Here is a 19,786-nt window from a genome sequence, read left to right as displayed (position 1 = left end):
GCTATCTTTTGGATAGCTTTTAGCGCTTGATGGTAAAGCGCTAGAAGCCGATTTGGCCTGGAATTTTTGCGCGACATCAGCCAGCGGCCAGACGGGGCTGGTGCTGCCCGGGCACTGGCAAGTGGGCGCGTGTGGGAGCGCTGGCTTCAGAGTCCGCCAGTCGGAACACCGCCACCGCCTGCACCAGCTGCTGCGCCTGCACCTTCAGGCTGTCGGCAGCTGCCGCGCTCTGTTCGACCAGCGCCGCGTTCTGCTGCGTGGCCTGGTCCATTTCGGTGATGGCGTCCCCCACCTGGGCCACGCCTGCACTTTGCTCGCTGCTGGCGGCGCTGATCTCGCCCACGATGTCCGTCACACGGCGGATGGCGCTGACCACCTCGCTCATCGTGGCGCCCGCCTTGTCTACCAGCGTGGTGCCCAGCTCTACGCGCTCCACGCTGGCGTGGATCAGGGTCTTGATCTCCTTGGCGGCGTCTGCGCTGCGCTGGGCCAGGTTGCGCACCTCGCTGGCAACCACCGCAAAGCCCCGGCCCTGCTCGCCCGCGCGGGCTGCTTCCACGGCGGCGTTCAGCGCGAGGATGTTGGTCTGGAAGGCGATGCCGTCGATCACGCTGATGATGTCGGCAATCTTCTTGCTGCTGTCGTTGATGCCCTTCATGGTCGTCACCACCTCGGCCACCACATCACCGCCCTGCACGGCCACGGTGCTGGCGCTCACGGCCAGCTGGTTGGCGGTGCGCGCGTTTTCGGCATTGGCCTGCACGGTGGAACTCAACTCCTCCATCGACGCCGAGGTTTCTTCCAGCGCGCTGGCCTGCTGCTCGGTGCGGGCGCTCAGGTCGTTGTTGCCCTGTGCGATTTCGGTGCTGGCGGCGGCCACGCTGTCGGCGTTGTTGCGCACATTGCTCACCACGTGCGACAGGCTGATCTGCATGTCGTGCAGGGCATTCAGCAGCAGGGCGATTTCGTCCTTGCCCTGCACTTGCCGTGCCACGGTGAGGTCGCCGCTGGCCACGGCCTGCGACACGCGCACCGCGTTGTCCAGCGGGTTCACTACGGTGCGGCTGAAGGCAATGGCGCCCGCAATACCCAGGGCGCACACCACCAGCATCACCACCAGGCTGATGGTGGTGGCGCGCTGCGCTGCTTTGGCGGCGCGCTCGGCCACTTCGCTGCTGGCCTTGGCGATCAGGCCACCGGCCTGGTCCAGCAGCTGCGAGGGCTCGCGGTCCATGCCCGCCACGGCCTTGTCGCCCGCCTGCGGGTCGTGGTCGGCGGCCTTGAAGGCCTCAAACCCCTTGCGGTAGGCCGCGCCCATGCGTTCGTGGGCCTGTGAAAACTGCTGCACGCGTTCACGGCCTTCGCCGGGGGGCAGGGCGACCACGAGCTTTTGCGCCTCGTCCTTGATGGCCTTTTCCTGCTTTTCAAACGCGGCCCAGTAGCGCGTGAGCTGTGCCGGGTCCTTGCCGCGCAACAGCACGTTCTTCCACTCCTGCACCTGCACCTTGAAGTTGTTGAGCATGTCCGCCGCCATGCGCTCGTGCTCGAAGCTCTGGGCCACGGTGGTCTGGTAGGTGTCGAGCGCCTGGTTCAGGCGGCTGATGCCAAACAGCGCCGCCGCAAACAGCAAAAGCAGCGACACGGTAAAGGCCAGGGGGAGCTTGAGGCTGAGCTTCATGGGGAACTCCTGTGGGGTCCACGATTCGCCGCTGGGGCGGGGCAAAGTGCATGCGGCCCAGCCGGACTTCCCCGTACGTTGCGGCGGTTGTCCCACTGCGCCTCTCGTCTCGGTCAACCGGCGCGTGCTGTGCGCCGTGCCGGAGAGATTCCCGCTGCCATTATGGAGAGATGTGTAAATTTTTGTACATGTCTTTTTTACCAAGGTGCGAACACATGTAGGCGCCGAGAGCACCAAGATTTGTTATCAAATTGATAGCTGGTAGCGTTTGGTGGATAAGCGCTAGAACCTGATTTGGTTCAGATGGTGCAGACAAAAAAGCCTTGCCGGTCAGGGCAAGGCTGTTCAATGGCGGGGGCGTTGCGCAGCTCGGTGCAGCGTGGGTCTGGCTACAAAACCCCGTTGGCCCGCAGCGCCGCAATGCGTGCCGCATCCAGTCCCATTTCGCGCAGCACTTCGTCGGTGTGCTGGCCCAGTGCCGGTGGCGCGTTGCGCAGCACGGGTGGCGTGGCCGACAGGCGCAGTGGGCTGGCCACGCCGGTGATCTGCTGCACCTTATCGGTGGCGGCCTCGCCGTCCTTCCAACGCGGCAGCGTCACGGCCAGGCCACGGGCCTGCACCTGCGCGTCGTCAAACGCCTGGGCGATGGTGTTGATGGGGCCGCAGGGCACGGCCTTGTCTTCCAGCAGTGTGATCCAGTCGGCCGTGGTGCGCGTACGCGTCACGGCCTCCATGGCGGGGATCAGGTCGGTGCGGTTTTGCACGCGCAGCGTGTTGGTGGCATAGCGCGGGTCGCTGGCCCACTGGGGCTGCTCGGCGGCGGCGCAAAAGCGCTGGAACTGGCCGTCGTTGCCAATGGCCAGCAGCATGTTGCCGTCCTGCGTGGGGAAGTCCTGGTAGGGCGCGAGGCTGGGGTGGCTGTTGCCCATGCGGCCGGGCGCCTTGCCGGTGGCGAGGAAGCCCGAGGCCTGGTTGGCCAGCACGGCCATGCCCACGTCGAGCAGCGCCATGTCGATGTGCTGGCCCTGGCCCGAGCCATTGGTGGCGTTGTCGCGCACGTGCAGCGCGGCCAGGATGGCGTTGCTGGCATACAGGCCAGTGAACAGGTCAATGACGGCCACGCCCACGCGCATGGGGCCGCCGCCGGGTTGGTTGTCGGCCTGGCCGGTGATGCTCATCAGGCCCGTCATGGCCTGCACCATCAGGTCATAGCCCGCGCGCTCGGCATAAGGCCCGTCTTGTCCAAAGCCGGTGACCGAGCAGTAGATGAGGCGCGGGTTCAGCGCGCGCAGGCTCTCGTGGTCCAGGCCGTATTGCTTGAGGCCGCCGACCTTGAAGTTCTCCACCACGATGTCCGCCTCTTGCGCCATCTGCTTGATGAGCGCCTGGCCCTCGGGCGAGGCCATGTCGATGGTGACGGAGCGCTTGTTGCGGTTGCAGGCGGTGTAGTAGCTGGCCTGGTTGGTGTCATTGCCCTCGGCATCTTTCAAGAAGGGCGGGCCCCACTGGCGCGTGTCGTCGCCCACGCCGGGGCGCTCCACCTTGACCACATCCGCACCCAGGTCGGCCAGGATCTGCGTGCACCACGGGCCTGCGAGCACGCGGGAGAGATCGAGCACCTTGATGCCCGCGAGGGCGCCAGCGTTGGGGGAGGGTGTGGTCATGGGGGATCGGTTTACTATTAAATTGATAGCTGTTAGCGCTTATCTATAAAGCGCTAGAGGCCTAAAACACTTGAAATATGCGGCGATGGGCCCTGGAAACTCCCTCTCCCCTCGCGGGAGAGGGTGGGGGAGAGGGGGCGATCAGGCACAACGTATGCGCCGCTGCCTCCTCTCCCCCGGCCCCTCTCCCGCGAGGGGAGAGGGGAGTTGGTGCAGGGCTCAGTTCGCGAACGCAGCAATCCCCGTCTGCGCACGGCCCAGAATCAGCGCATGCACATCGTGCGTGCCTTCATACGTGTTCACCACCTCCAGGTTCACCAGGTGGCGGGCCACGCCAAACTCGTCGCTGATGCCGTTGCCGCCCATCATGTCGCGCGCCAGGCGGGCAATGTCCAGCGCCTTGCCGCAGCTGTTGCGCTTGATGATGGAGGTGCCTTCCACGCTGGCCGTGCCCGCGTCCTTCATGCGGCCGAACTGCAGGCAGGCCTGCAGGCCGATGGCGATCTCGGTCTGCATGTCGGCCAGCTTCTTCTGGATGAGCTGGTTGGCGGCCAGGGGGCGGCCAAACTGCTTGCGGTCCAGCGTGTACTGGCGGGCGGTGTGCCAGCAGAACTCGGCCGCACCCAGCGCGCCCCAGGCGATGCCGTAGCGTGCGCTGTTCAGGCAGGTGAAGGGGCCCTTCAGGCCCTGCACTTCAGGGAACGCGTTTTCTTCGGGCACGAACACGTCGTCCATCACGATCTCGCCGGTGATGGAGGCGCGCAGGCCCACCTTGCCGTGGATGGCAGGGGCCGTCAGGCCCTTCATGCCCTTCTCCAGCACGAAACCGCGGATGGGGCCCACAGCGCCGCCTTCGGACACTTCCTTGGCCCAGACCACGAACACGTCGGCCACGGGGCTGTTGGTGATCCACATCTTGCTGCCCTTGAGCTTGTAGCCGCCGTCGACCTTGTAGGCGCGCGTGGCCATGCTGCCGGGGTCGGAGCCGTGGTCGGGCTCGGTCAGGCCAAAGCAGCCAATCCACTCGCCGGTGGCGAGCTTGGGCAGATACTTCTGCTTTTGTGCTTCGGTGCCGAATTCATGAATGGGCACCATCACCAGCGACGACTGCACGCTGGCCATCGAGCGGTAGCCCGAATCCACGCGCTCCACTTCGCGGGCGATCAAGCCATAGGCCACGTAGCTCAGGCCGGGGCCGCCGTACTGCTCGGGGATGGTGGGGCCGAGCAGGCCCACTTCGCCCATCTCGCGGAAGATGCTCACGTCCATCTTTTCATGGCGGAAGGCGTCCAGCACGCGGGGCGCCAGCTTGTCCTGGCAATACGCTGCGGCGGCGTCGCGGATGGCGCGCTCGTCGTCGGTCAGTTGCTGGCTCAGGAGGAAAGGGTCATCCCATTGAAAAGCGGCGTGGGCCATGTGTGTCTCCGGTCGGAAAGAAGGTGAAAGAAACGGGTCTGAAGCGCATCGTAGGCCCTGGTGTGCCAGCCCGCAAGCGAGTTCTTTTCATCCAGATATGCGTTGTTGGAATGTATGGAATACTCGCGTCCATAGGTTGCAAGTGAGATAACCTCGTTAAAAGTTCCTCTTCATCATGCGCCGCAACATCCCATCGACCCAGGCCCTGGCCTGTTTTGAAGTCGCCGCCCGACACGAGAGCTACACCCGCGCCGCGCAGGAGCTGTCGCTCACCCAAAGCGCGGTGTCGCGCCAGATCCAGGCGCTGGAAGAATTTTTGGGCGTGGCGCTGTTTCGCCGCACGCGCCACGGCGTGGTGCTGACGCCTGCGGGCGCCCACTACGGCCGCCAGGTGGCGCGCTGGCTGCAGGGCTTGGAGCGCGATACGCTGGACGTGATGGCCCACCAGGGCGAGGGTGGCGCTCTGTCGCTGGCCGCAGTGCCCACCTTTGCCACGCGCTGGCTCATCCCACGCCTGCCGCTGCTGGCGCAGGAGCATCCGGACATCGTGGTGCACATCGACACGCAAACGCGGCCTTTTCTGTTTGCCGACACCACCTTCGATGCCGCCTTGTATGCAGGCACACCCGAGCAGGTTGCCAACTGGCCCGGCGTGCAGGCCCTGCTGCTGATGCACGAAGACGTGGTGCCCGTGTGTTGCCCCCGCCTGCTCGAATCCGCCGCGCCCCGGGGCCGCGGCCGCGCCCACCAGCCGATCGCTGCCGAGGCGCTGGCCGAGCTGCCGCTGCTGCAGCAAAGCACACGCCCCTATGGCTGGCGCCAGTGGTTTGATGCGATGGGTGTGGATGCCCCGCATGCGCTGGATGGCCCGCGCTACGAGCTGTTCTCCATGCTGGCCGTGGCCGCCACGCATGGCATGGGCGTGGCGCTGATGCCGCCTTTGTTGATCGAGGCCGAACTGGCCAGCGGCGAGCTGGTGGTGGCCTGCAACCGCCCGCTGCGTGGCGAGCGTGCCTACTACCTCATCAGCCCCGCGCAAGCCCAGCCGCCGGTGTTGGGGGCGTTTGCACGGTGGCTGCAGGGCATGGCAGCGGCGGCAGGCGGAGTGCCGCCGGTCGCCGGGGCAGACGGCAAGGGATGACGCGCTTGCATCCGCCCAGGGGCTGAACTAATCTGGTGGCGCTGGAGTCTGTCTGCACATACCGATCCGGGAGTGACCCCATGACCACCTACCATGCCCCGCATTTCGACCCCACCGTGGACGAGATCGAGACCCTCAAACAACTCGAAATGGGCCAAGTCATTACGTTGCCCCATGCGCTCAAGGACCACGTGTCTGGCCGCCTGCTCGAATGGGGCTTCATCACCAAAGGCTCCGGCGGCGAACTGGCCATTACGCCCAGCGGTCGGCAACTGATTCGCCGACAGGACAACTAGTGTGATGTTGCACGCTATCCGGCACTTAAAACCGCGTCTTTTCGACCAGGGCTGCGTTGCAAATCCGCGCGATACCTACGGGTATCGCTGTGGTTTGCGCCTTGCCCTGGCCAAAAAATCCATCGGTTTTCAATGTGCCGTCAAGCATGCAACACCACACTAGCCCCACGGCGCCGCAGAGCGCCACCGATGGCAAGGTCCCCACCGCACTGCTCCACAGTGTCGGGGCTGTTGACAATCCTCGCGCAGTTGGCGGGGTATTGCAGCCCGCAAATTTCTCCGTGCAGCATTGGCCCTATCCTGCCTCTCTTGCTTTCCTTTCTTCACGAGGAGCTTCTGTGCGCGCACCGTCCCTGATTCGCAAAGCACTGTGTGTTGCCACCCTGGCGGCATGTGGGCTGCTGTTGCAAGGCTGCAGCACTGTCAAGCTGGCCTACAACCAGGTGCCGCACCTGGCCTACTGGCAGCTGAACAGCTACCTCGGCCTGTCAGAAACCCAGACCGAGCGCGTGCGCGACGAACTGGGCGACCTGCACCAGTGGCACCGTGACACCATGCTGCCCCGGCATGCCGAGTTGCTGCAAAAGGTACAGCAACAACTGCCATCCGCCATATCGCCCGGCCAGGCCTGCCGCACCTACGACGCAGTGCGCACCCAGATCGACAAGGTCATCGCCCAGGCCGAACCCAAACTGGCCTGGCTGGCCGCCCAGCTCACCGACACCCAGATCCGCAACCTGCAAAAGAAGCAGGCCGACAGCAATGCCGACTGGAAGAAGGAATGGATAGACATCACGCCCGACAAGCTGCGAGAGCAGCGCTTCAAGCAGCTCTTGTCCCGCGCCGAAGGCTTCTACGGCGCCTTGGACGAACCGCAAAAATCCGCACTGCGCACCTTCATCGCCCAGTCGTCGTTTGACCCACAGCGCACCTATGCCGAACGCCTGCGCCGCCAGAAAGACCTGGTGCAGGTGCTGCAGAAAATCGCCGAAGACCGCACCAACACCGACCAGGCCCGGAGCCTGCTGCGCGGTTACCTCGCACGTTTTCAAACATCGCCCGACGCGGCCTACCAGCGTTATGCGCAGGCGCTGGTGGAAGAGGGCTGCGAAGGCTTCTCTAACGTGCACAACGCGATGACGGCTGCGCAGCGGTTGAAGGCAGTGCAGTCGGTAAAGGGGTATGAGCAGGACTTTCTGGTGCTGGCGGCGCAGTGAGCGTGGAAGTTAGAAATACGAACAAGAGATGAACAAAAGGCCGCGTTGCCCCTGAAGCCGCTCAGGGTCGCCTGTGACGCCCGACCATGTCCCGCGTGTGGCATCGAGGTCGCCCGCGCCAATTGCTGTCATGCCCAGCCCCCATTCCCTCAGGTACTTACTTGTATGCGTTTCAGCGGCTATTGCACTTTGGTCATCGCGATAACCGTGGCAGGTTTCGCCATCGCTCAGCCTGCGAATCCGGCGGACAACCACACCTCGTGCACTGCAGAAAAGGCGGACGTCGAAAAACGCATGGAAGTCGCGCGATCCAAGGGGCAGATGCTGCTACGTAGGCAACTGGCTGACCAACTGGCGGCGCTGCAATCGAGCTGTCAGTCGCTCGCGGTTGATCAGGGCCACACGGCGAATATTGAAAGGCTGGAGAAGGAAGTCCGGGCGCTCAGGGCAGAGCTTGAAGCTGCCGAAGAGCAATTGCGCAAGTTGAAAAGCGAAGCAAATCGCTAGACGGTGAATGGACTGCAGGAGCCGCGCCAGGGGACGCAGACTCGGCGTCACGCTGCGGGTTGAAAGATTTCCACGCCAGATGGCAGCCGTAAAAATGAACCCGGGGTGTGGGGCTGGTTGGGCTCTGTGTGCCGGTGACTGTAGCCTCGCAGACCACCCCAAAGTAACGCGCTGAAATAGCACTTTAGAAGATGAAAGCCCCTGTGAATCAACCTGTTGCCCATGCCGAGCTGATCGCCACTTTCAAAAGGGCGCAGGCAGACGCCGCCCACAAGCACGGCCTCATCAAGGCTGTCGGCGCCAAGGGCCCAAAAGCCATTCAGGCGGCTGTTGATACGTCAGCCAAAGCAGCGAAGCGCAGGGATTCGTATGCGGAAAAGCTCGCTGCGCTGGGGGTGGTTCTCAAGGATTGAGCGGGGTACGGCGATGGCATGCTCCTCAATGGTAGAACGCGCACAGCCCATCATCTGGGCGACTTCTTCGGTGGTGAAAATTTCCTTTTCGGGTGTCATGGTGTGATTCTCCGATGTTCATGCACCTGAACTTGGGCCAGGCAACCGCTCACCAGCAGAATCCACGCGCCGTTGAAGCCGGCCCGCTGAAAGATGCGCCACGTGGGGACCACGAGCAACGCCATCAGAGGCGTGAACATGGCAGGACGATGAGCCAGTGGAGCGGACTGAATGAACCCATGAAGGACCCCCGTGTAGCACGGGGCGGTAGCATGTCAACTGAAGTTCCGTCGCAGGCGAATCCCCGTAGACCCTTGTGGAAAGAAGTGGCGTTTTAGCACTTGCTGGAACTTCTGCGAGCCTTTGGTGCACAATACATTGACCAGCCAACATTTGTGGACTGGTTTTTTGGCGTCGATTCGGCGCTTGACATCACCAACTTGAAGGAGCACCTGATGATGAACATGTTCCGTGAAGGCTATGGCCTGGGTTGACCGACCATATTTCCTTTTAAGGCCCAGCAGATTGCTGGGCTTTTTGCTTTTGGGCTTGGTGGTTTCTACTGCGTTGCTGGTGTACTGGATTAAGTCGGAAGCAACATTGCCAGTTTTGAATATTCCCGCACCCAAATGGAGGCTGGGCAACCTGGTTACTGTCGTGGTTGCGATCATGGTTTGGATTGGCACTTCATATGTGACCATGCGAAACCTTGTGAAGCAACACACAATTAATACATTGCTGCAATCGCGTCTTTCTGCTACTTACATGGAAAATGCCCGAGCCTTAAACAAAGGTTTCTTTGGCAAGCACGGGGAGCTGATCCCCTTGACACAAGAGGAAGTCATTAATCCCCCGGCGGAGGTCAACCTCCAGGCGCTCAACTACATGCTGAACTACTTTGAGTTCATCGCTGTAGGCATTCGACATGGGGATTTGGATGAGTCGGTAATGAAGAATTCCCTCAGAGGGATTGTGTGCAGTGTTTTTTGCGTTGCAGAAAACTATATTCATACTCGCCGTTCCGATGTTCGGGATCCAAGTAAAGCCAGAACCTACGAGCACTTGTGTTGGTTGCACGCCCGTTGGAGAGATGACTCTCAATTACCACCGCGAAAATTGCGCGAAACTGCGGAACCAAAAATACTCGGCATGCCTGAAAGAATAGCTATTCTTCTGACGGGAAAAATTCCAGAAAACAAGCGGTGAAGCTCGTCGAGCAGACGCTTTGCCTCTTGCAAAGACCCATTCGGAATAGGCATCATGACTCCCCCAACAACAGTAGACAACGGATGACACCTCGCGAATGGCCAGCCGAGACCAAACAGCGCGCCGAGAAGGCGATGGCTGACCTGGAAGCCTTCTACGGCGACTTCTGCAACCGGACTCCGTTTGGCCGGCGGCCAGAGACGCCTAAGCTGGAGCAGCTTCACTCGCGGGTGATGGGCGCGTCCTGAGCAAGCTCACCTCGCTTACTGGCTTCTGCAAGCGACTGGCCATCCAATGTCCGCCGCTCGACTTCGACGACGCTGACGACGCGTGCCGTCAAGGGCTGAGTTGTGTGTCAAGTATCCGCGCGCAGCTGCATATGCACGGCTTGGTCGAGCACTACAGCAGACCCTAGCACTCGCCGAGCTCACGGTAGAACACCGTTGGCCTTGTGGCCAAAGGCGAACAAATGCCCGGTGCGAAGTCTCCACCACCGGCGAGCAGCCGCTTCAAGCGAACCGGCGTCTGCAAGCAACGGACTCCCTTTTCCCACGAGATAGCCGCCAAAAGAGCTGAGTCGCTTGCCGTCTTTCTCAACAATCCCCCCGCTGTCCGGGACAGTGAACGTTTGGGGGCCGTAGCTGGTGCTTCGATAGATGAATTCAGCCATTTCATATCTCCGTGCGGCACTTTATCAGGGCGGGTGTAGACGAGAATTCAGCTACTACCCACTTGGAGATTTCATGCGCGACATCTTGTCGGCAGCCATGCTCACTCTGAGCGTGCCTGTCTTGGCCGCTCAGCCCATGACCTTTGCACCGCGGGATTCGGGCTTCGTTGTGAGCTCGACGGCATCTGGCGCCGTTAGGAAGGACGGGCCTTTCCTTGCTGTCACATTGGCGAGGCACACGCTCCGCGCAGGCAAGGAGTCCAAGACGCCCACGAAAGTCATTGGGTACAGGGTGGGCCTTGCTCGAAACAACGCTCAGGGTTTCTGGGACATCGAGCGGTGGTCCGATGTTGTCCCCGTCCAGGCTTCCATGGCCACAGGCGACACCAAGCAGCTGCCGACGACTCTCTCGCTCATACCCATCGACAACTTGCCATCGCTCAGGGGCACATGGTTGGTCATTCAAGTGGAGGTGCAGCGCGAAGGTGTTGTCGGCAGCACTTACTCACATAGCAGCGAGTTGACGCTGGACTAGGCGTGTAGCGGCACTGGATACCGCTGACCAGAACCATGTAACCAGAACATTTGCAAGTCGCTTCACAATGCACCTCCTTCCCGCAGTTTCTGCGGATCAACACCGGCCCATGCCTTTGCTCCGCGCTCGGTGAGGGTGGATAGGTCGGGCATCGTCTCAGCCTTCCACCACCCCACAAACCCAGCGAAGTCAACAAACCCCCGCTGAGGCTGCGTTCCCTCTACTTGCCGCTCAAAGCAGTAGCCGGTGATCCGATACCCATTGGCCTGCAGCTCTGCCAGCTTGCGGGCGGCTACGCCGGTGAAGTCGGGGACTGTGGGGTTAGCCATGGTCGGCTCCTGTTTTTGCATCCCAGCCGCGCTCAAATCCGGCCTTGAAAACCCTGCGGCGGTCGTTGGTGTCGATCTGCGGGCGCGCCCCAAAGTAGCTTTCGCTCCCCGCGCTTTCGTAGGCTTCGCGAATTGCCCGCTCCTGTTCGCTCGTCAGCGGCACCGCCCCGGCCTGCGCCTGGCTGTTGGCGCCATGGTCTTCGCAACACCCGACAGTCCCACGGCTGCAATTGCGCGGCCCATGGTAGAACGGGTTTTTCCTGCATGGAGTCTCGTCCTGCGCCTGGGTGGGCTGCGGGGTGGTGTAGAGCTTGGTTCCTGGTTCTGGCATGTGCGCGTCACGATAAAGGCGCGCATGGAACCCGCCAGTGAAACGCAGTGACGACTCGACCTCACCCACCGGCTCTACCGCCCCTGCAGGTGTGCCCCACTTTGCCAAAACCGAGCGGGCGATATCAGTGAATTCATCCGGATCGCAGAACAGCAGGAATTGCTCCTCCGTGGCGAAAGCGAGCAGTTCCGCATCCGTGGGCTGTGTTTGCTCAGTCATGTTTGCCTCCTTGCTTGCGTGCTGCGTCCAAAGTGGTTTTGATTTCCGTCAGAAATGCGAGTACCCGCTTCACGCTGTAAAACTCGTCGTCGTTGTCAGCCGTCAAACATGGCCCGTTGTTTACGGTGAATTTCTGGATAGGCACGTTGAACGGGAACAGCGCCAAAACCTTTTCGATGGCCTCGCGCGCCGCATCCTCCAGCACGCTGTCTGCCGCCTGGGTGGGCGGGGCGGAGACAAGCGCCCGCAACTGGTCGGCGCGTATAACCACCGGCAGGGTGTTGCACAGACTTTCCAAGTGGTCTTGGCCGTCGCCCTGCCAGTACCAGCATTCGCCTCGCTGGTGCTCGTAGAGGGCCTGCAGACGCGCACGGTCTTCGCGGTGCCTTCCTTCTTGGAATTTCAGATCAGCGATCAGTTCGGCGATCTTGCTGGCTTGTCGGCCGCAGTCGCGGGTCAGCGTCTCCACCTGGGCGCGCAGGGCTCCACCCGCTGGTGCCGTCACGCTGTCTGCCGGGGCACGGGCTGCGCGGTATGCCGCAAGCTCTGCCGCCATGCTGCGCACTTCTTCCGGTGTGGCCCGCGCTTCGTGGTTGATCACGATGTTCAGCAAGGAGTCCAGCACTGGCGCTGGCTGGCTGTCTGCCTGGGCGGCTGGGGTGGGCGTGGCGATGAATCCGGTGTCTGCTTGCGCATAAAGACGCTCACCAATGCTCAGCCATCGCCAGCGGCCATCTATTTCGCGCAGGGTTTGTTGCCCCATCGTCCCGCACTCCACCACCTCCGCGACAGGAACCATACCGGCAGCCACCGGCCCCGCAACTGCGCCAGCGGCTGGTGCCGCCTGTGCCGTGGGGGTGGGCTGGTGTACGGCCTGTTGAGCGTCAATCATTCGACTGTTTGCCGTGCTATTGCCAAAAGACCAATCCTCGGATTCTCCCCCGATAGTCTCTGCGTCACGGCACGCTGCCCAGCCTTCGCGGTAGGCCTGTTCCAGCCACTCGGCAGGCACGGCGTTTCTCTCCAACGTTTGCTGGGCGGCTGGTGCCGCCTGTGCCGTGGGGGTGGTGATTGAGCCCTCCGCAATAAGGCAGTACATGCCGCCGCACTTTGGGCACGCAGCAACCATAGTGCCGTCTTTCCCGCAGCTTGGGCAATGATCTTCTTTCGGGCTGGTGCCGGACCAATCACACGAATTGCAAGCGGCGTCAGTGCTTTCATCGTTGATCCCGACGTGGTTGCATTCACGGCACTCCCGCGCTGCGACGTAGGTTCCAGTCCAAACAAGGCAATCAGCATCCTCCTGGCATTTGCCAAGCAATATTTCTAGGGTCGTCATGGTCGTAAAAAAGCCCGCTACTGCGGGCCTTTGGGTGGGGTGTGGGAGGTCAAGTAATGGACAGCCGGTCCTTGCGCACGATGCGCGCACCAGCCACCGCTTCACCGGCCTTGATTGCGGCCTTGATCTTGGTTTTGCTGGGTGTTGGTGGTTTCGGGTCGTTGCACAGCGATGCGGGAAACTCGGCATCTGCATCAATCTCAACCGATTCATCACGCTCCACATACAGCTTTGCGGCGAACAGGCCCAGCTCATGTTTCACCTCGGTGATCCCAGTGGCCTTCATACAGTCTGCAAGGTAGGCTTCAAAACGCTCCAGGCGCTTTTCGCGAGCCTCGATCTTGGCAAGCATGTCCTTGATCATGGCCTTTGCACTGGCAAGCGTGGCGGCCTCTTCCTTTGCGTAGGCCACACAAGCCACGGCTTTGTTTTGGAACAGCTCGCGGCTCTCGGCGTAGGGTCCGGAACTTACACGGACTGGTCCGTGCAGGCGAAATACAGAGTCGTGGTTGCGCCAAAGGCATCCGGCGAAACCAGCAGCATCGCCTGGAAAAATGCCGCGACCGCAGGCCCGACCGACACGCAGACGCTTGTCGAGGGCCGGGCCTCCACCTACGCCATGGCTGCCGCTGGCACATCGACCGTATACCCAATGGCGTGGTGGGCGCGCGGCTTGTCCATCGGTGTCTACCCCACGGAGCAGCCAGAGTTCTTTGGGACATGCCACGACGAATCGGCAATCGATGTGCCGGGCGTTCTGGCACAGATGACCCAAGCCGAATGGGAGGCCCTGCGAGCCGATGAAATGCTGGCGCGCAACCCTGTTCCCGCCACTGTGACCCGGGCGCAGGGCAAGGCCGCGCTGATCCAGGCCGGGCTGTGGTCTGGTGTTCTGGCCTACGTCGCGGGGATTGATGACGAAACCCAGCGTGCCCTGGCGGAAGTCGCGCTCCATGACACCACGCTCTGGCAGCGCAGCAGCCCGTTTCTCACTGCTGCCGCGCATGCGCTGGGAATGAACGATGACGCGCTTGATGCGCTGTTCGTGGCCGCCGCTGGGGTGGAGCTATGACGCCACCATTGAGCCCACCAACCAACCCGCCTCTGGCGGGTTTTTTCATGACCACAGAACAAAGATAACCGAGGGAGAAAATGCCAGAACCAACATCAACATCAGGCATCAGCCTGGCTGCAGTTTCCATCGCCCTGCTGGGTCCAATGGCCGGGCCATACGCTCTGATCGTCTTTGCTGCCCTGGCTGGTGCGCTGTGGCCACTAAGCGCTGCGGACACCATGACACGCAGCGCTGGCTTCTGGCTGATGCTGCGCTGCACGCTTACCGCTGTGGCGCTCACTTCTGCGCTGTCACTGCTGCTGCAAAGCCGGTGGCAGATCCCGGCGAACGAGACATTGGCCCCCGTTGCATTTGCCATTGGCGCCTTGGGCAACGGATGGCGTCCTGTGTTCGAGGCCATTGGGTCAGCTCTGCAGGCCGTGCTTTCCAAAGCCGGAGGGCCAAAGCCATGAACACCTTGCTGATTGCGCATGAGATGGCGTGCCTGCTGCTGTTCTTCACGGTGTTCTGCCGAATGCAGAAGACCAACCGGCGCACGCGCGCCGCAATCCGCCTTTCATTCTGGGCTCTGGGCACCGTGGCCGCCATGGGCATGGCCTGGCCCCTGATGGGGTGGCCGCTGCCGTGGTTCGGAGTGCTGCTGGCTCTTGCCATAGTGCAGGTGCAGTGGGTCACATCGCATTACTGGTCGGGCGGAGTGCCTGGGCCGTTTGACAAAGGAGCGCAACATGACACTGTTTCGTGATCTGATCGATCGCGTGCTTTCCCACGAGGGCGGCTACGTGAACCACCCAAACGACCCTGGCGGTGAAACCAAGTTTGGGATTGCCAAGCGCAGCTATCCAGCAGTGGATATCAAGGCGCTGACGCGCGATGAGGCTGTGGCCATCTACGAGCGCGACTTCTGGCAACGCGTGCAGGGCGACAAGCTGCCGCGCGCACTGGCGTTCCAGGCGCTTGACGCTGCAGTGAACCACGGAATCGGAAACTCAGTGCGGTGGATGCAGCGTGCGGCCGGTGTTGCTGATGATGGCGTCATCGGCCCTGCCACCCTGGCCGCCGTGGGGCGAGCCGACCCTGCCGACCTGGTGCTGCAGTTCAATGCTGAGCGTCTGGAGTTCTACGCCAAGCTGCAGACCTTCGACACATTCGGTCGCGGATGGGCCCGGCGCGTCGCTGGAAATTTGCGGTACGCCGCGCAGGACAACTGATGCTGCCCGGCCTATACACCCATGCAGCCGCCGCCATCGGCGGCGCCGTCCTTGCGGGCGCGCTGGCCTGGAACGTTCAGGGCTGGCGGCTTGGCGAGGAAATCAACGGCATCAAGGCCCAGTACGCCGCCGAATCCGCCAAGGCCCAGGCCGACACCCGGGCGAAGGAACTCGCCTTCAACCAACGACTGCAGGACGCCCAAAATGAAGCCACGAAACGTGAAACAAAGCTGCGCGGCGATGCTGCTGCTGCCCGCCGTACTGCTGACGGGCTGCGCGGCGCCCTCTACGAATTCCGTGCAAGTCTCCCCAGCGCTTCCACAAGCGCCCTCATTGCGCGAGCCGATACCGCCGCAGAGCTACTCGGAGCGTGCGTCAGCGAATATCGAAGCGTGGCAGAAGCGGCTGACCGACATGCTGGGGACGCGCTGATGCTGCAGGCGGCTTGGCCATCACAGCCGCGCTGAAATGCTCTCTGCAGTCTCGCGGTAGTAGCGCTTCATGAGGATGTTCAAGTCCTTGTGGCGAGAGATGCGCGCCAGGGTGAGTGCATCCATCTTGCGAGACAGCAGGGTGAGCGCCGTGGCCCGGGCGTCATGGAAGGTCAATCCTTTGATGAGCAGCTCCGAGCACAACCGGCTGAACAGCGCCGAACCCTCATTCGCGCCAACTGTGAACTTTGGCAGCGGCTCCAGCAACTTGCGGGCACGGCTGACAACCGGCATGACCACTGGGCGGCGTTCTCCCTTGCTGATCGGCAGCACAAGCACCTTTCGCGCCGTGTCATAGCGGCACGTCAGCACCTCCTGCAGGCGCAAGCCGGTATGCAGGGCAATCCTGAACGCAGCCTGCATCTGTGCCGTCTTGCCCGACCTGGGCGCGCGCAGCACCCTGCGAATATCCCTCCAGCCCCATAGCGTCTCGCGCGCGGGGTTTTCTTCAGGCAGGCGCACGCCATCAAAAGGCGAAGCGTCAAGCCATCTCCATTCTTTGTGGGCGATCTTAAACATGTTGCGAAACAGGTTCACTTCCCGCAGGACCGTGGACCCGCTCACCGTCTTGAGCCGCGCGTCCCGCCAATCCCCAATGGCCTCGCTGGTGATCTCGGCCAGCGCCACATCCCCGAAGTGCTGCGCGAACGCGGCGAAGCGTCGGGCCTCCCACTGGGTGGCGTTCGCCTTGGTGGGGGATACCGATTCCAAATACTTGTTGATTGCCTCTTGCAGGGTGTGGCCGCGTTGCGCGCCTGCGTCAATTTCTGCCTCGACCCGGGTGGCCCAGGCCAGGGCCTCGCGCTTGGTTGGCCAGACGGCAGATTTGCGCACGCCTTTGCGGGCAACCTGCGCCCGCCATTGGTCCCCGTGCGGCTTGATGGATGCCATGCGTAATTCCCCATGATGCGTAAATTTGTGGGGAGACTTTAGCAATAACGGCGAACAAAAAGCAAAAACGGCGGCTTCCGTGATTAGCTGGAAGCCGCCGTAAGTGCTTGATCTGACAAAGAAAATCGGTAAAAAGCGGGAATGTTCAACTACCGCAAAAATAACCGATGGTGCCCGGGGCCGGAATCGAACCGGCACGCCTTGCGGCGGGGGATTTTGAGTCCCCTGCGTCTACCAATTTCACCACCCGGGCTGGAATTCGTGAAGCCCCAAATTATGGCACAGTAGGGCGCATGAAATATCCGACGATTGAAGATGCAGTGGGTAACACCCCTCTGGTCGCTTTGCAGCGCATTGGGGCCAAGGACAACGCGGCGCGCGGCAATGTGGTGCTGGGCAAGCTGGAGGGCAACAACCCTGCCGGGTCAGTCAAGGACAGGCCCGCGCTGTCGATGATCCGCCGGGCCGAGGAGCGTGGCGACATCCGCCCCGGCGACACGCTGATCGAGGCCACGTCGGGCAACACCGGCATTGCGCTGGCGATGGCGGCGGCCATCAAGGGTTACCGCATGGTGCTCGTGATGCCCGAAGACTTGTCCATCGAACGCGCACAGACCATGAAGGCCTTTGGTGCCGAACTTGTGCTCACGCCCAAGAGCGGCGGCATGGAGCACGCACGCGACCTGGCCGAGGCCATGCAAAAGCGCGGCGAGGGCAAGGTGCTCGACCAGTTCGGCAACCCCGACAACCCACGCATCCACTACGAAACCACCGGCCCGGAGATCTGGGAGCAGACGGGCGGGCGCATCACGCACTTTGTGAGCGCCATGGGGACCACGGGCACCATCACCGGCGTGTCGCGTTTCCTCAAGGAGAAGAACCCCGGCATCCAGATCATCGGCGCGCAGCCAGAGGAAGGCTCGCGCATCCCGGGCATCCGCAAGTGGCCGCAAGAGTACCTGCCCAAGATCTATGACCCGAGCACGGTGGACGAGCTGGTCTATGTGAACCAAGACAGCGCCGAAGACATGTGCCGCCGTCTCGCGCGCGAAGAGGGCATCTTTGCAGGCATCTCTGCCGCAGGCGCGTGCTGGGTGGCGCAGCAGATTGCGGCGCGCGACAGCAATGCCACCATTGTGTTCATCGTGTGCGACCGGGGCGACCGGTATCTGTCTACCGGTGTGTTTCCTGCGTGACAGGCGGCCGTCGGCTGCCGGGTTCGAAGGTTTTAATGAAATTGGCTGCTAGCGCTTGATGGATAAGCGCTAGAAGCTATAAAAATAATAGCTCTACCATGCACTACGAAGTCCGCCACTGCACCCACTGCGGTACCGCGCTACAGCCCATCACCCTGGCCGAAGACGGAGGCGACAAGGAGCGGCTGCGCTGCCCCGCCTGCGGCTGGACCCACTGGAACAACCCCACGCCCGTGCTGGCAGCGATTGTCGAGATCGACGGCAAGGTGCTGCTGGCGCGCAACGCGGCCTGGCCGGGCAAGATGTTCGCGCTGATCACCGGCTTCATGGAGGCAGGCGAGTCGCCCCAGGAAGGCATTGCGCGCGAGGTGAAGGAGGAAACCAACCTCGACGTGCAGTCCACCACCCTGGTGGGCGCCTATGAGTTCCTGCGCATGAACCAGATCATCATTGCCTACCATGTGGTGGCCACGGGGCAGGTTCAGTTGTCGCCCGAGCTGGTGGACTACCGGCTGTACGATCTGGCAGACCTCAAATGCTGGCCGGCGGGCACGGGCTACGCGCTGGCCGACTGGCTGCGCACCAAGGGGCACGAGCCGGTGTTTTTTACCGCTGAAGAAAATGCAGAACGGCGGCGCGGCCTGGATGAACAACCGCCGCAGCCGCCAAAGGATTGACGACCATGGACATTCACAAAGAAATCGACACCCGGGGCCTGAACTGCCCCTTGCCCATCCTCAAGGCCAAGAAGGCGCTGTCCGACATGGCCAGCGGCCAGTTGCTCAAGGTGGTGGCCACCGATGGCGGGTCGCTGCGGGATTTTCAGGCGTTTGCCAAGCAGACGGGCAACGAGCTGGTGGAGCAGCAGACGGTGGGCGAGGAATACATCCACATCCTGCGTCGTCGGTAGATTTAAGAAAAAATAGCTACCAGCGCTCTATGGATAAGCGCTGGCAGCTATTAATTTGGAAGCGTTTGAGGCGCTTCCAGTGTGAGCCCGGACTGTGGCTTACAGCGCCAAGGTCTTCAGATATTCCCGGAACTGCGCGCCCACCTGCGGGTGTTGCAAAGCCAGCTCCACCGTCGCTTCCAGAAACCCTTCCTTGCTGCCGCAGTCGTAGCGCTTGCCTTCGTACTGGAAGGCGTACACGGCTTCGTGCTGCATCAGGCGGGCGATACCGTCGGTGAGCTGGATCTCGCCGCCCACGCCGCGTGGCTGGTTGCGGATCTCGTCGAAAACGCCGGGCGTGAGGATGTAGCGGCCGGCCACGCCCATGCGCGAGGGGGCGACATCGGCCTTGGGCTTTTCCACGATGCGTTCAATGCGGATCAGCGGGCCGCCAGCGGGCTCGCCGGCCACGATGCCGTATTTGTGGACCTGGTCTTCCGGCACTTCCTGCACCGCGATGACCGAGCGGCCTTGCTGGCGGAAGGCGGTGGCCATCTGGGCCAGCACGGGCTGGCCGCCTGGGGGGCCCACCATCAGGTCGTCGGCCAGCAGCACGGCAAAGGGCTCCTTGCCCACCAGCGGCTCGGCGCACAACACGGCGTGGCCCAGGCCCAGCGAGCGGGGCTGGCGCACGAACGCGCAGTCCATGTCGTCGGGCTGGATGGAGCGTACCAGCGCCAGCAGTTCCTTCTTGCCGGCGGCTTCGAGTTCGGCCTCCAGCTCATACGCCGTGTCGAAATGGTCTTCGATGGCGCGCTTGCTGCGGCCGGTCACGAAGATCATGTGGCGGATGCCAGCGGCATAAGCCTCTTCCACAGCGTACTGAATCAGCGGCTTGTCAACCACGGGCAGCATTTCCTTCGGAGACGCCTTGGTGGCAGGCAGAAAACGGGTGCCCAGGCCAGCGACGGGAAATACGGCTTTGCGAACGGTGGTGGCAACAGTCATGAGACTCCTTGAGTGAAGACAGGGA

27 protein-coding genes and 1 tRNA gene are annotated in these 19,786 nt (G+C 62.3%); 17 read left to right on the top strand and 11 right to left on the bottom strand.

Going from position 1 to position 19,786, the window contains the following annotated elements; translation table 11 throughout:
* Positions 1-76: 76 nt before the first annotated feature.
* The 3 genes from ACQ4MJ_RS14335 to ACQ4MJ_RS14325 form a co-directional block, all read right to left on the bottom strand.
* Positions 77-1,678 (bottom strand): methyl-accepting chemotaxis protein, encoded by a 1,602-nt coding sequence (locus tag ACQ4MJ_RS14335; RefSeq protein WP_431152232.1) that lies wholly within the window; start codon positions 1,676-1,678, stop codon positions 77-79.
* A gap of 389 nt (positions 1,679-2,067) precedes the next feature.
* A complete protein-coding gene (locus tag ACQ4MJ_RS14330) occupies positions 2,068-3,342 on the bottom strand; it encodes a CaiB/BaiF CoA transferase family protein (RefSeq protein ID WP_431152234.1) in 1,275 nt (424 codons plus the stop codon).
* Positions 3,343-3,561: 219 nt separating this feature from the next.
* Complete coding sequence (locus tag ACQ4MJ_RS14325) at positions 3,562-4,758, bottom strand: acyl-CoA dehydrogenase (protein ID WP_121507204.1); 1,197 nt, start codon at positions 4,756-4,758, stop codon at positions 3,562-3,564.
* Positions 4,759-4,933: 175 nt separating this feature from the next.
* Here ACQ4MJ_RS14325 and ACQ4MJ_RS14320 point away from each other — a divergent pair, with 175 nt between their 5' ends.
* The 8 genes from ACQ4MJ_RS14320 (at position 4,934) to ACQ4MJ_RS14285 (ending at position 9,825) form a co-directional block, all read left to right on the top strand.
* Positions 4,934-5,899, top strand: coding sequence for a LysR family transcriptional regulator (locus ACQ4MJ_RS14320; RefSeq protein ID WP_431152235.1), 966 nt, complete (start codon positions 4,934-4,936; stop codon positions 5,897-5,899).
* A gap of 80 nt (positions 5,900-5,979) precedes the next feature.
* Complete coding sequence (locus ACQ4MJ_RS14315) at positions 5,980-6,195, top strand: hypothetical protein (RefSeq protein ID WP_055401611.1); 216 nt, start codon at positions 5,980-5,982, stop codon at positions 6,193-6,195.
* A 338-nt stretch (positions 6,196-6,533) separates the two neighbouring features.
* Positions 6,534-7,412, top strand: coding sequence for a DUF6279 family lipoprotein (locus tag ACQ4MJ_RS14310; RefSeq protein WP_431152237.1), 879 nt, complete (start codon positions 6,534-6,536; stop codon positions 7,410-7,412).
* Positions 7,413-7,577: 165 nt separating this feature from the next.
* Positions 7,578-7,919: a DUF1090 family protein gene (locus ACQ4MJ_RS14305; protein WP_431152239.1), complete on the top strand. Its 342-nt coding sequence runs from the start codon at positions 7,578-7,580 to the stop codon at positions 7,917-7,919.
* A 191-nt stretch (positions 7,920-8,110) separates the two neighbouring features.
* Entirely contained in the window at positions 8,111-8,332 is a 222-nt protein-coding gene (locus ACQ4MJ_RS14300; protein WP_431152241.1) for a hypothetical protein, read from the top strand.
* 380 nt (positions 8,333-8,712) lie between these two features.
* Positions 8,713-8,865: a hypothetical protein gene (locus ACQ4MJ_RS14295; RefSeq protein WP_431152244.1), complete on the top strand. Its 153-nt coding sequence runs from the start codon at positions 8,713-8,715 to the stop codon at positions 8,863-8,865.
* Complete coding sequence (locus ACQ4MJ_RS14290; protein ID WP_431152245.1) at positions 8,852-9,577, top strand: DUF4760 domain-containing protein; 726 nt, start codon at positions 8,852-8,854, stop codon at positions 9,575-9,577. The genes ACQ4MJ_RS14295 and ACQ4MJ_RS14290 overlap by 14 nt, the downstream gene beginning before the upstream one ends.
* 83 nt (positions 9,578-9,660) lie before the next feature.
* Positions 9,661-9,825, top strand: a complete 165-nt coding sequence (locus tag ACQ4MJ_RS14285; RefSeq protein ID WP_431152247.1) for a hypothetical protein — start codon at positions 9,661-9,663, stop codon at positions 9,823-9,825.
* Positions 9,826-10,004: 179 nt separating this feature from the next.
* Here ACQ4MJ_RS14285 and ACQ4MJ_RS14280 read toward each other — a convergent pair whose 3' ends face one another.
* A complete protein-coding gene (locus ACQ4MJ_RS14280; RefSeq protein WP_431152248.1) occupies positions 10,005-10,247 on the bottom strand; it encodes a hypothetical protein in 243 nt (80 codons plus the stop codon).
* Between the two features lie 73 nt (positions 10,248-10,320).
* Between ACQ4MJ_RS14280 and ACQ4MJ_RS14275 the strand changes: the two genes are divergently transcribed.
* Positions 10,321-10,782: a hypothetical protein gene (locus tag ACQ4MJ_RS14275; RefSeq protein WP_431152249.1), complete on the top strand. Its 462-nt coding sequence runs from the start codon at positions 10,321-10,323 to the stop codon at positions 10,780-10,782.
* A gap of 62 nt (positions 10,783-10,844) precedes the next feature.
* On the opposite strand, the gene ACQ4MJ_RS14270 is transcribed toward ACQ4MJ_RS14275, so the two are convergent.
* The 4 genes from ACQ4MJ_RS14270 to ACQ4MJ_RS14255 are packed head-to-tail and all read right to left on the bottom strand — an operon-like array spanning position 10,845 to position 13,439.
* Positions 10,845-11,111 (bottom strand): hypothetical protein, encoded by a 267-nt coding sequence (locus ACQ4MJ_RS14270; protein ID WP_431152250.1) that lies wholly within the window; start codon positions 11,109-11,111, stop codon positions 10,845-10,847.
* Positions 11,104-11,661: a hypothetical protein gene (locus ACQ4MJ_RS14265; protein WP_431152252.1), complete on the bottom strand. Its 558-nt coding sequence runs from the start codon at positions 11,659-11,661 to the stop codon at positions 11,104-11,106. The genes ACQ4MJ_RS14270 and ACQ4MJ_RS14265 overlap by 8 nt, the downstream gene beginning before the upstream one ends.
* Entirely contained in the window at positions 11,654-13,000 is a 1,347-nt protein-coding gene (locus ACQ4MJ_RS14260; RefSeq protein WP_431152253.1) for a hypothetical protein, read from the bottom strand. The genes ACQ4MJ_RS14265 and ACQ4MJ_RS14260 overlap by 8 nt, the downstream gene beginning before the upstream one ends.
* Positions 13,001-13,049: 49 nt before the next feature.
* The gene (locus ACQ4MJ_RS14255) at positions 13,050-13,439 is read right to left on the bottom strand and encodes a siphovirus Gp157 family protein (RefSeq protein WP_431173711.1); all 390 of its coding nucleotides are present in this window, start codon (positions 13,437-13,439) and stop codon (positions 13,050-13,052) included.
* A 45-nt stretch (positions 13,440-13,484) separates the two neighbouring features.
* On the opposite strand from ACQ4MJ_RS14255, the gene ACQ4MJ_RS14250 reads away from it, so the two are divergent.
* The 5 genes from ACQ4MJ_RS14250 to ACQ4MJ_RS14230 all read left to right on the top strand — a co-directional run bounded on the left by ACQ4MJ_RS14250 (position 13,485) and on the right by ACQ4MJ_RS14230 (position 15,753).
* Positions 13,485-14,072, top strand: coding sequence for a hypothetical protein (locus ACQ4MJ_RS14250; protein WP_431152257.1), 588 nt, complete (start codon positions 13,485-13,487; stop codon positions 14,070-14,072).
* A gap of 221 nt (positions 14,073-14,293) precedes the next feature.
* Entirely contained in the window at positions 14,294-14,527 is a 234-nt protein-coding gene (locus ACQ4MJ_RS14245; RefSeq protein ID WP_431152258.1) for a hypothetical protein, read from the top strand.
* The gene (locus tag ACQ4MJ_RS14240; RefSeq protein ID WP_431152259.1) at positions 14,524-14,820 is read left to right on the top strand and encodes a hypothetical protein; all 297 of its coding nucleotides are present in this window, start codon (positions 14,524-14,526) and stop codon (positions 14,818-14,820) included. Before ACQ4MJ_RS14245 ends, ACQ4MJ_RS14240 begins: the two co-directional genes overlap by 4 nt.
* Positions 14,804-15,286, top strand: a complete 483-nt coding sequence (locus tag ACQ4MJ_RS14235; RefSeq protein ID WP_431152260.1) for a glycoside hydrolase family 108 protein — start codon at positions 14,804-14,806, stop codon at positions 15,284-15,286. Before ACQ4MJ_RS14240 ends, ACQ4MJ_RS14235 begins: the two co-directional genes overlap by 17 nt.
* On the top strand, positions 15,286-15,753 hold the full coding sequence (locus tag ACQ4MJ_RS14230; RefSeq protein WP_431152261.1) for a hypothetical protein: 468 nt from the start codon (positions 15,286-15,288) through the stop codon (positions 15,751-15,753). The genes ACQ4MJ_RS14235 and ACQ4MJ_RS14230 overlap by 1 nt, the downstream gene beginning before the upstream one ends.
* Here ACQ4MJ_RS14230 and ACQ4MJ_RS14225 read toward each other — a convergent pair.
* Both ACQ4MJ_RS14225 and ACQ4MJ_RS14220 read right to left on the bottom strand, forming a co-directional pair.
* A complete protein-coding gene (locus tag ACQ4MJ_RS14225) occupies positions 15,739-16,668 on the bottom strand; it encodes a tyrosine-type recombinase/integrase (protein WP_431152262.1) in 930 nt (309 codons plus the stop codon). The genes ACQ4MJ_RS14230 and ACQ4MJ_RS14225 overlap by 15 nt on opposite strands.
* 168 nt (positions 16,669-16,836) lie before the next feature.
* Positions 16,837-16,921: transfer RNA gene (locus tag ACQ4MJ_RS14220), tRNA-Leu, on the bottom strand.
* Between the two features lie 40 nt (positions 16,922-16,961).
* Between ACQ4MJ_RS14220 and cysM the strand changes: the two genes are divergently transcribed.
* The 3 genes from cysM to ACQ4MJ_RS14205 all read left to right on the top strand — a co-directional run bounded on the left by cysM (position 16,962) and on the right by ACQ4MJ_RS14205 (position 18,774).
* A complete protein-coding gene (gene cysM / locus ACQ4MJ_RS14215) occupies positions 16,962-17,864 on the top strand; it encodes a cysteine synthase CysM (protein ID WP_431152263.1) in 903 nt (300 codons plus the stop codon).
* Positions 17,865-17,962: 98 nt separating this feature from the next.
* Entirely contained in the window at positions 17,963-18,541 is a 579-nt protein-coding gene (locus ACQ4MJ_RS14210; protein WP_055401638.1) for an NUDIX domain-containing protein, read from the top strand.
* A gap of 5 nt (positions 18,542-18,546) precedes the next feature.
* On the top strand, positions 18,547-18,774 hold the full coding sequence (locus ACQ4MJ_RS14205; RefSeq protein ID WP_010459874.1) for a sulfurtransferase TusA family protein: 228 nt from the start codon (positions 18,547-18,549) through the stop codon (positions 18,772-18,774).
* A 99-nt stretch (positions 18,775-18,873) separates the two neighbouring features.
* Here the strand turns inward: ACQ4MJ_RS14205 and galU are convergent, their stop codons facing one another.
* Positions 18,874-19,761, bottom strand: coding sequence for a UTP--glucose-1-phosphate uridylyltransferase GalU (gene galU / locus ACQ4MJ_RS14200; protein WP_055401640.1), 888 nt, complete (start codon positions 19,759-19,761; stop codon positions 18,874-18,876).
* Between the last annotated feature and the right edge of the window lie 25 nt (positions 19,762-19,786).

This window comes from Acidovorax facilis (assembly GCF_050626955.1).
Lineage (GTDB): Bacteria > Pseudomonadota > Gammaproteobacteria > Burkholderiales > Burkholderiaceae_C > Acidovorax > Acidovorax facilis.
The sequence above is the reverse complement of the archived record's forward strand: the minus strand, read 5'-3'. Positions and strand labels throughout refer to the sequence as shown.

Bases quoted from the DNA above. Each gene is read 5' to 3' on its own strand.
- ACQ4MJ_RS14335 (WP_431152232.1), bottom strand. From the start codon at position 1,678: ATGAAGCTCAGCCTCAAGCTCCCCCTGGCCTTTACCGTGTCGCTGCTT.
- ACQ4MJ_RS14330 (WP_431152234.1), bottom strand. From the start codon at position 3,342: ATGACCACACCCTCCCCCAACGCTGGCGCCCTCGCGGGCATCAAGGTG.
- ACQ4MJ_RS14325 (WP_121507204.1), bottom strand. From the start codon at position 4,758: ATGGCCCACGCCGCTTTTCAATGGGATGACCCTTTCCTCCTGAGCCAG.
- ACQ4MJ_RS14320 (WP_431152235.1), top strand. From the start codon at position 4,934: ATGCGCCGCAACATCCCATCGACCCAGGCCCTGGCCTGTTTTGAAGTC.
- ACQ4MJ_RS14315 (WP_055401611.1), top strand. From the start codon at position 5,980: ATGACCACCTACCATGCCCCGCATTTCGACCCCACCGTGGACGAGATC.
- ACQ4MJ_RS14305 (WP_431152239.1), top strand. From the start codon at position 7,578: ATGCGTTTCAGCGGCTATTGCACTTTGGTCATCGCGATAACCGTGGCA.
- ACQ4MJ_RS14300 (WP_431152241.1), top strand. From the start codon at position 8,111: ATGAAAGCCCCTGTGAATCAACCTGTTGCCCATGCCGAGCTGATCGCC.
- ACQ4MJ_RS14290 (WP_431152245.1), top strand. From the start codon at position 8,852: ATGGCCTGGGTTGACCGACCATATTTCCTTTTAAGGCCCAGCAGATTG.
- ACQ4MJ_RS14285 (WP_431152247.1), top strand. From the start codon at position 9,661: ATGACACCTCGCGAATGGCCAGCCGAGACCAAACAGCGCGCCGAGAAG.
- ACQ4MJ_RS14280 (WP_431152248.1), bottom strand. From the start codon at position 10,247: ATGGCTGAATTCATCTATCGAAGCACCAGCTACGGCCCCCAAACGTTC.
- ACQ4MJ_RS14275 (WP_431152249.1), top strand. From the start codon at position 10,321: ATGCGCGACATCTTGTCGGCAGCCATGCTCACTCTGAGCGTGCCTGTC.
- ACQ4MJ_RS14270 (WP_431152250.1), bottom strand. From the start codon at position 11,111: ATGGCTAACCCCACAGTCCCCGACTTCACCGGCGTAGCCGCCCGCAAG.
- ACQ4MJ_RS14265 (WP_431152252.1), bottom strand. From the start codon at position 11,661: ATGACTGAGCAAACACAGCCCACGGATGCGGAACTGCTCGCTTTCGCC.
- ACQ4MJ_RS14260 (WP_431152253.1), bottom strand. From the start codon at position 13,000: ATGACGACCCTAGAAATATTGCTTGGCAAATGCCAGGAGGATGCTGAT.
- ACQ4MJ_RS14245 (WP_431152258.1), top strand. From the start codon at position 14,294: ATGACACGCAGCGCTGGCTTCTGGCTGATGCTGCGCTGCACGCTTACC.
- ACQ4MJ_RS14240 (WP_431152259.1), top strand. From the start codon at position 14,524: ATGAACACCTTGCTGATTGCGCATGAGATGGCGTGCCTGCTGCTGTTC.
- ACQ4MJ_RS14235 (WP_431152260.1), top strand. From the start codon at position 14,804: ATGACACTGTTTCGTGATCTGATCGATCGCGTGCTTTCCCACGAGGGC.
- ACQ4MJ_RS14230 (WP_431152261.1), top strand. From the start codon at position 15,286: ATGCTGCCCGGCCTATACACCCATGCAGCCGCCGCCATCGGCGGCGCC.
- ACQ4MJ_RS14225 (WP_431152262.1), bottom strand. From the start codon at position 16,668: ATGGCATCCATCAAGCCGCACGGGGACCAATGGCGGGCGCAGGTTGCC.
- cysM (WP_431152263.1), top strand. From the start codon at position 16,962: ATGAAATATCCGACGATTGAAGATGCAGTGGGTAACACCCCTCTGGTC.
- ACQ4MJ_RS14210 (WP_055401638.1), top strand. From the start codon at position 17,963: ATGCACTACGAAGTCCGCCACTGCACCCACTGCGGTACCGCGCTACAG.
- ACQ4MJ_RS14205 (WP_010459874.1), top strand. From the start codon at position 18,547: ATGGACATTCACAAAGAAATCGACACCCGGGGCCTGAACTGCCCCTTG.
- galU (WP_055401640.1), bottom strand. From the start codon at position 19,761: ATGACTGTTGCCACCACCGTTCGCAAAGCCGTATTTCCCGTCGCTGGC.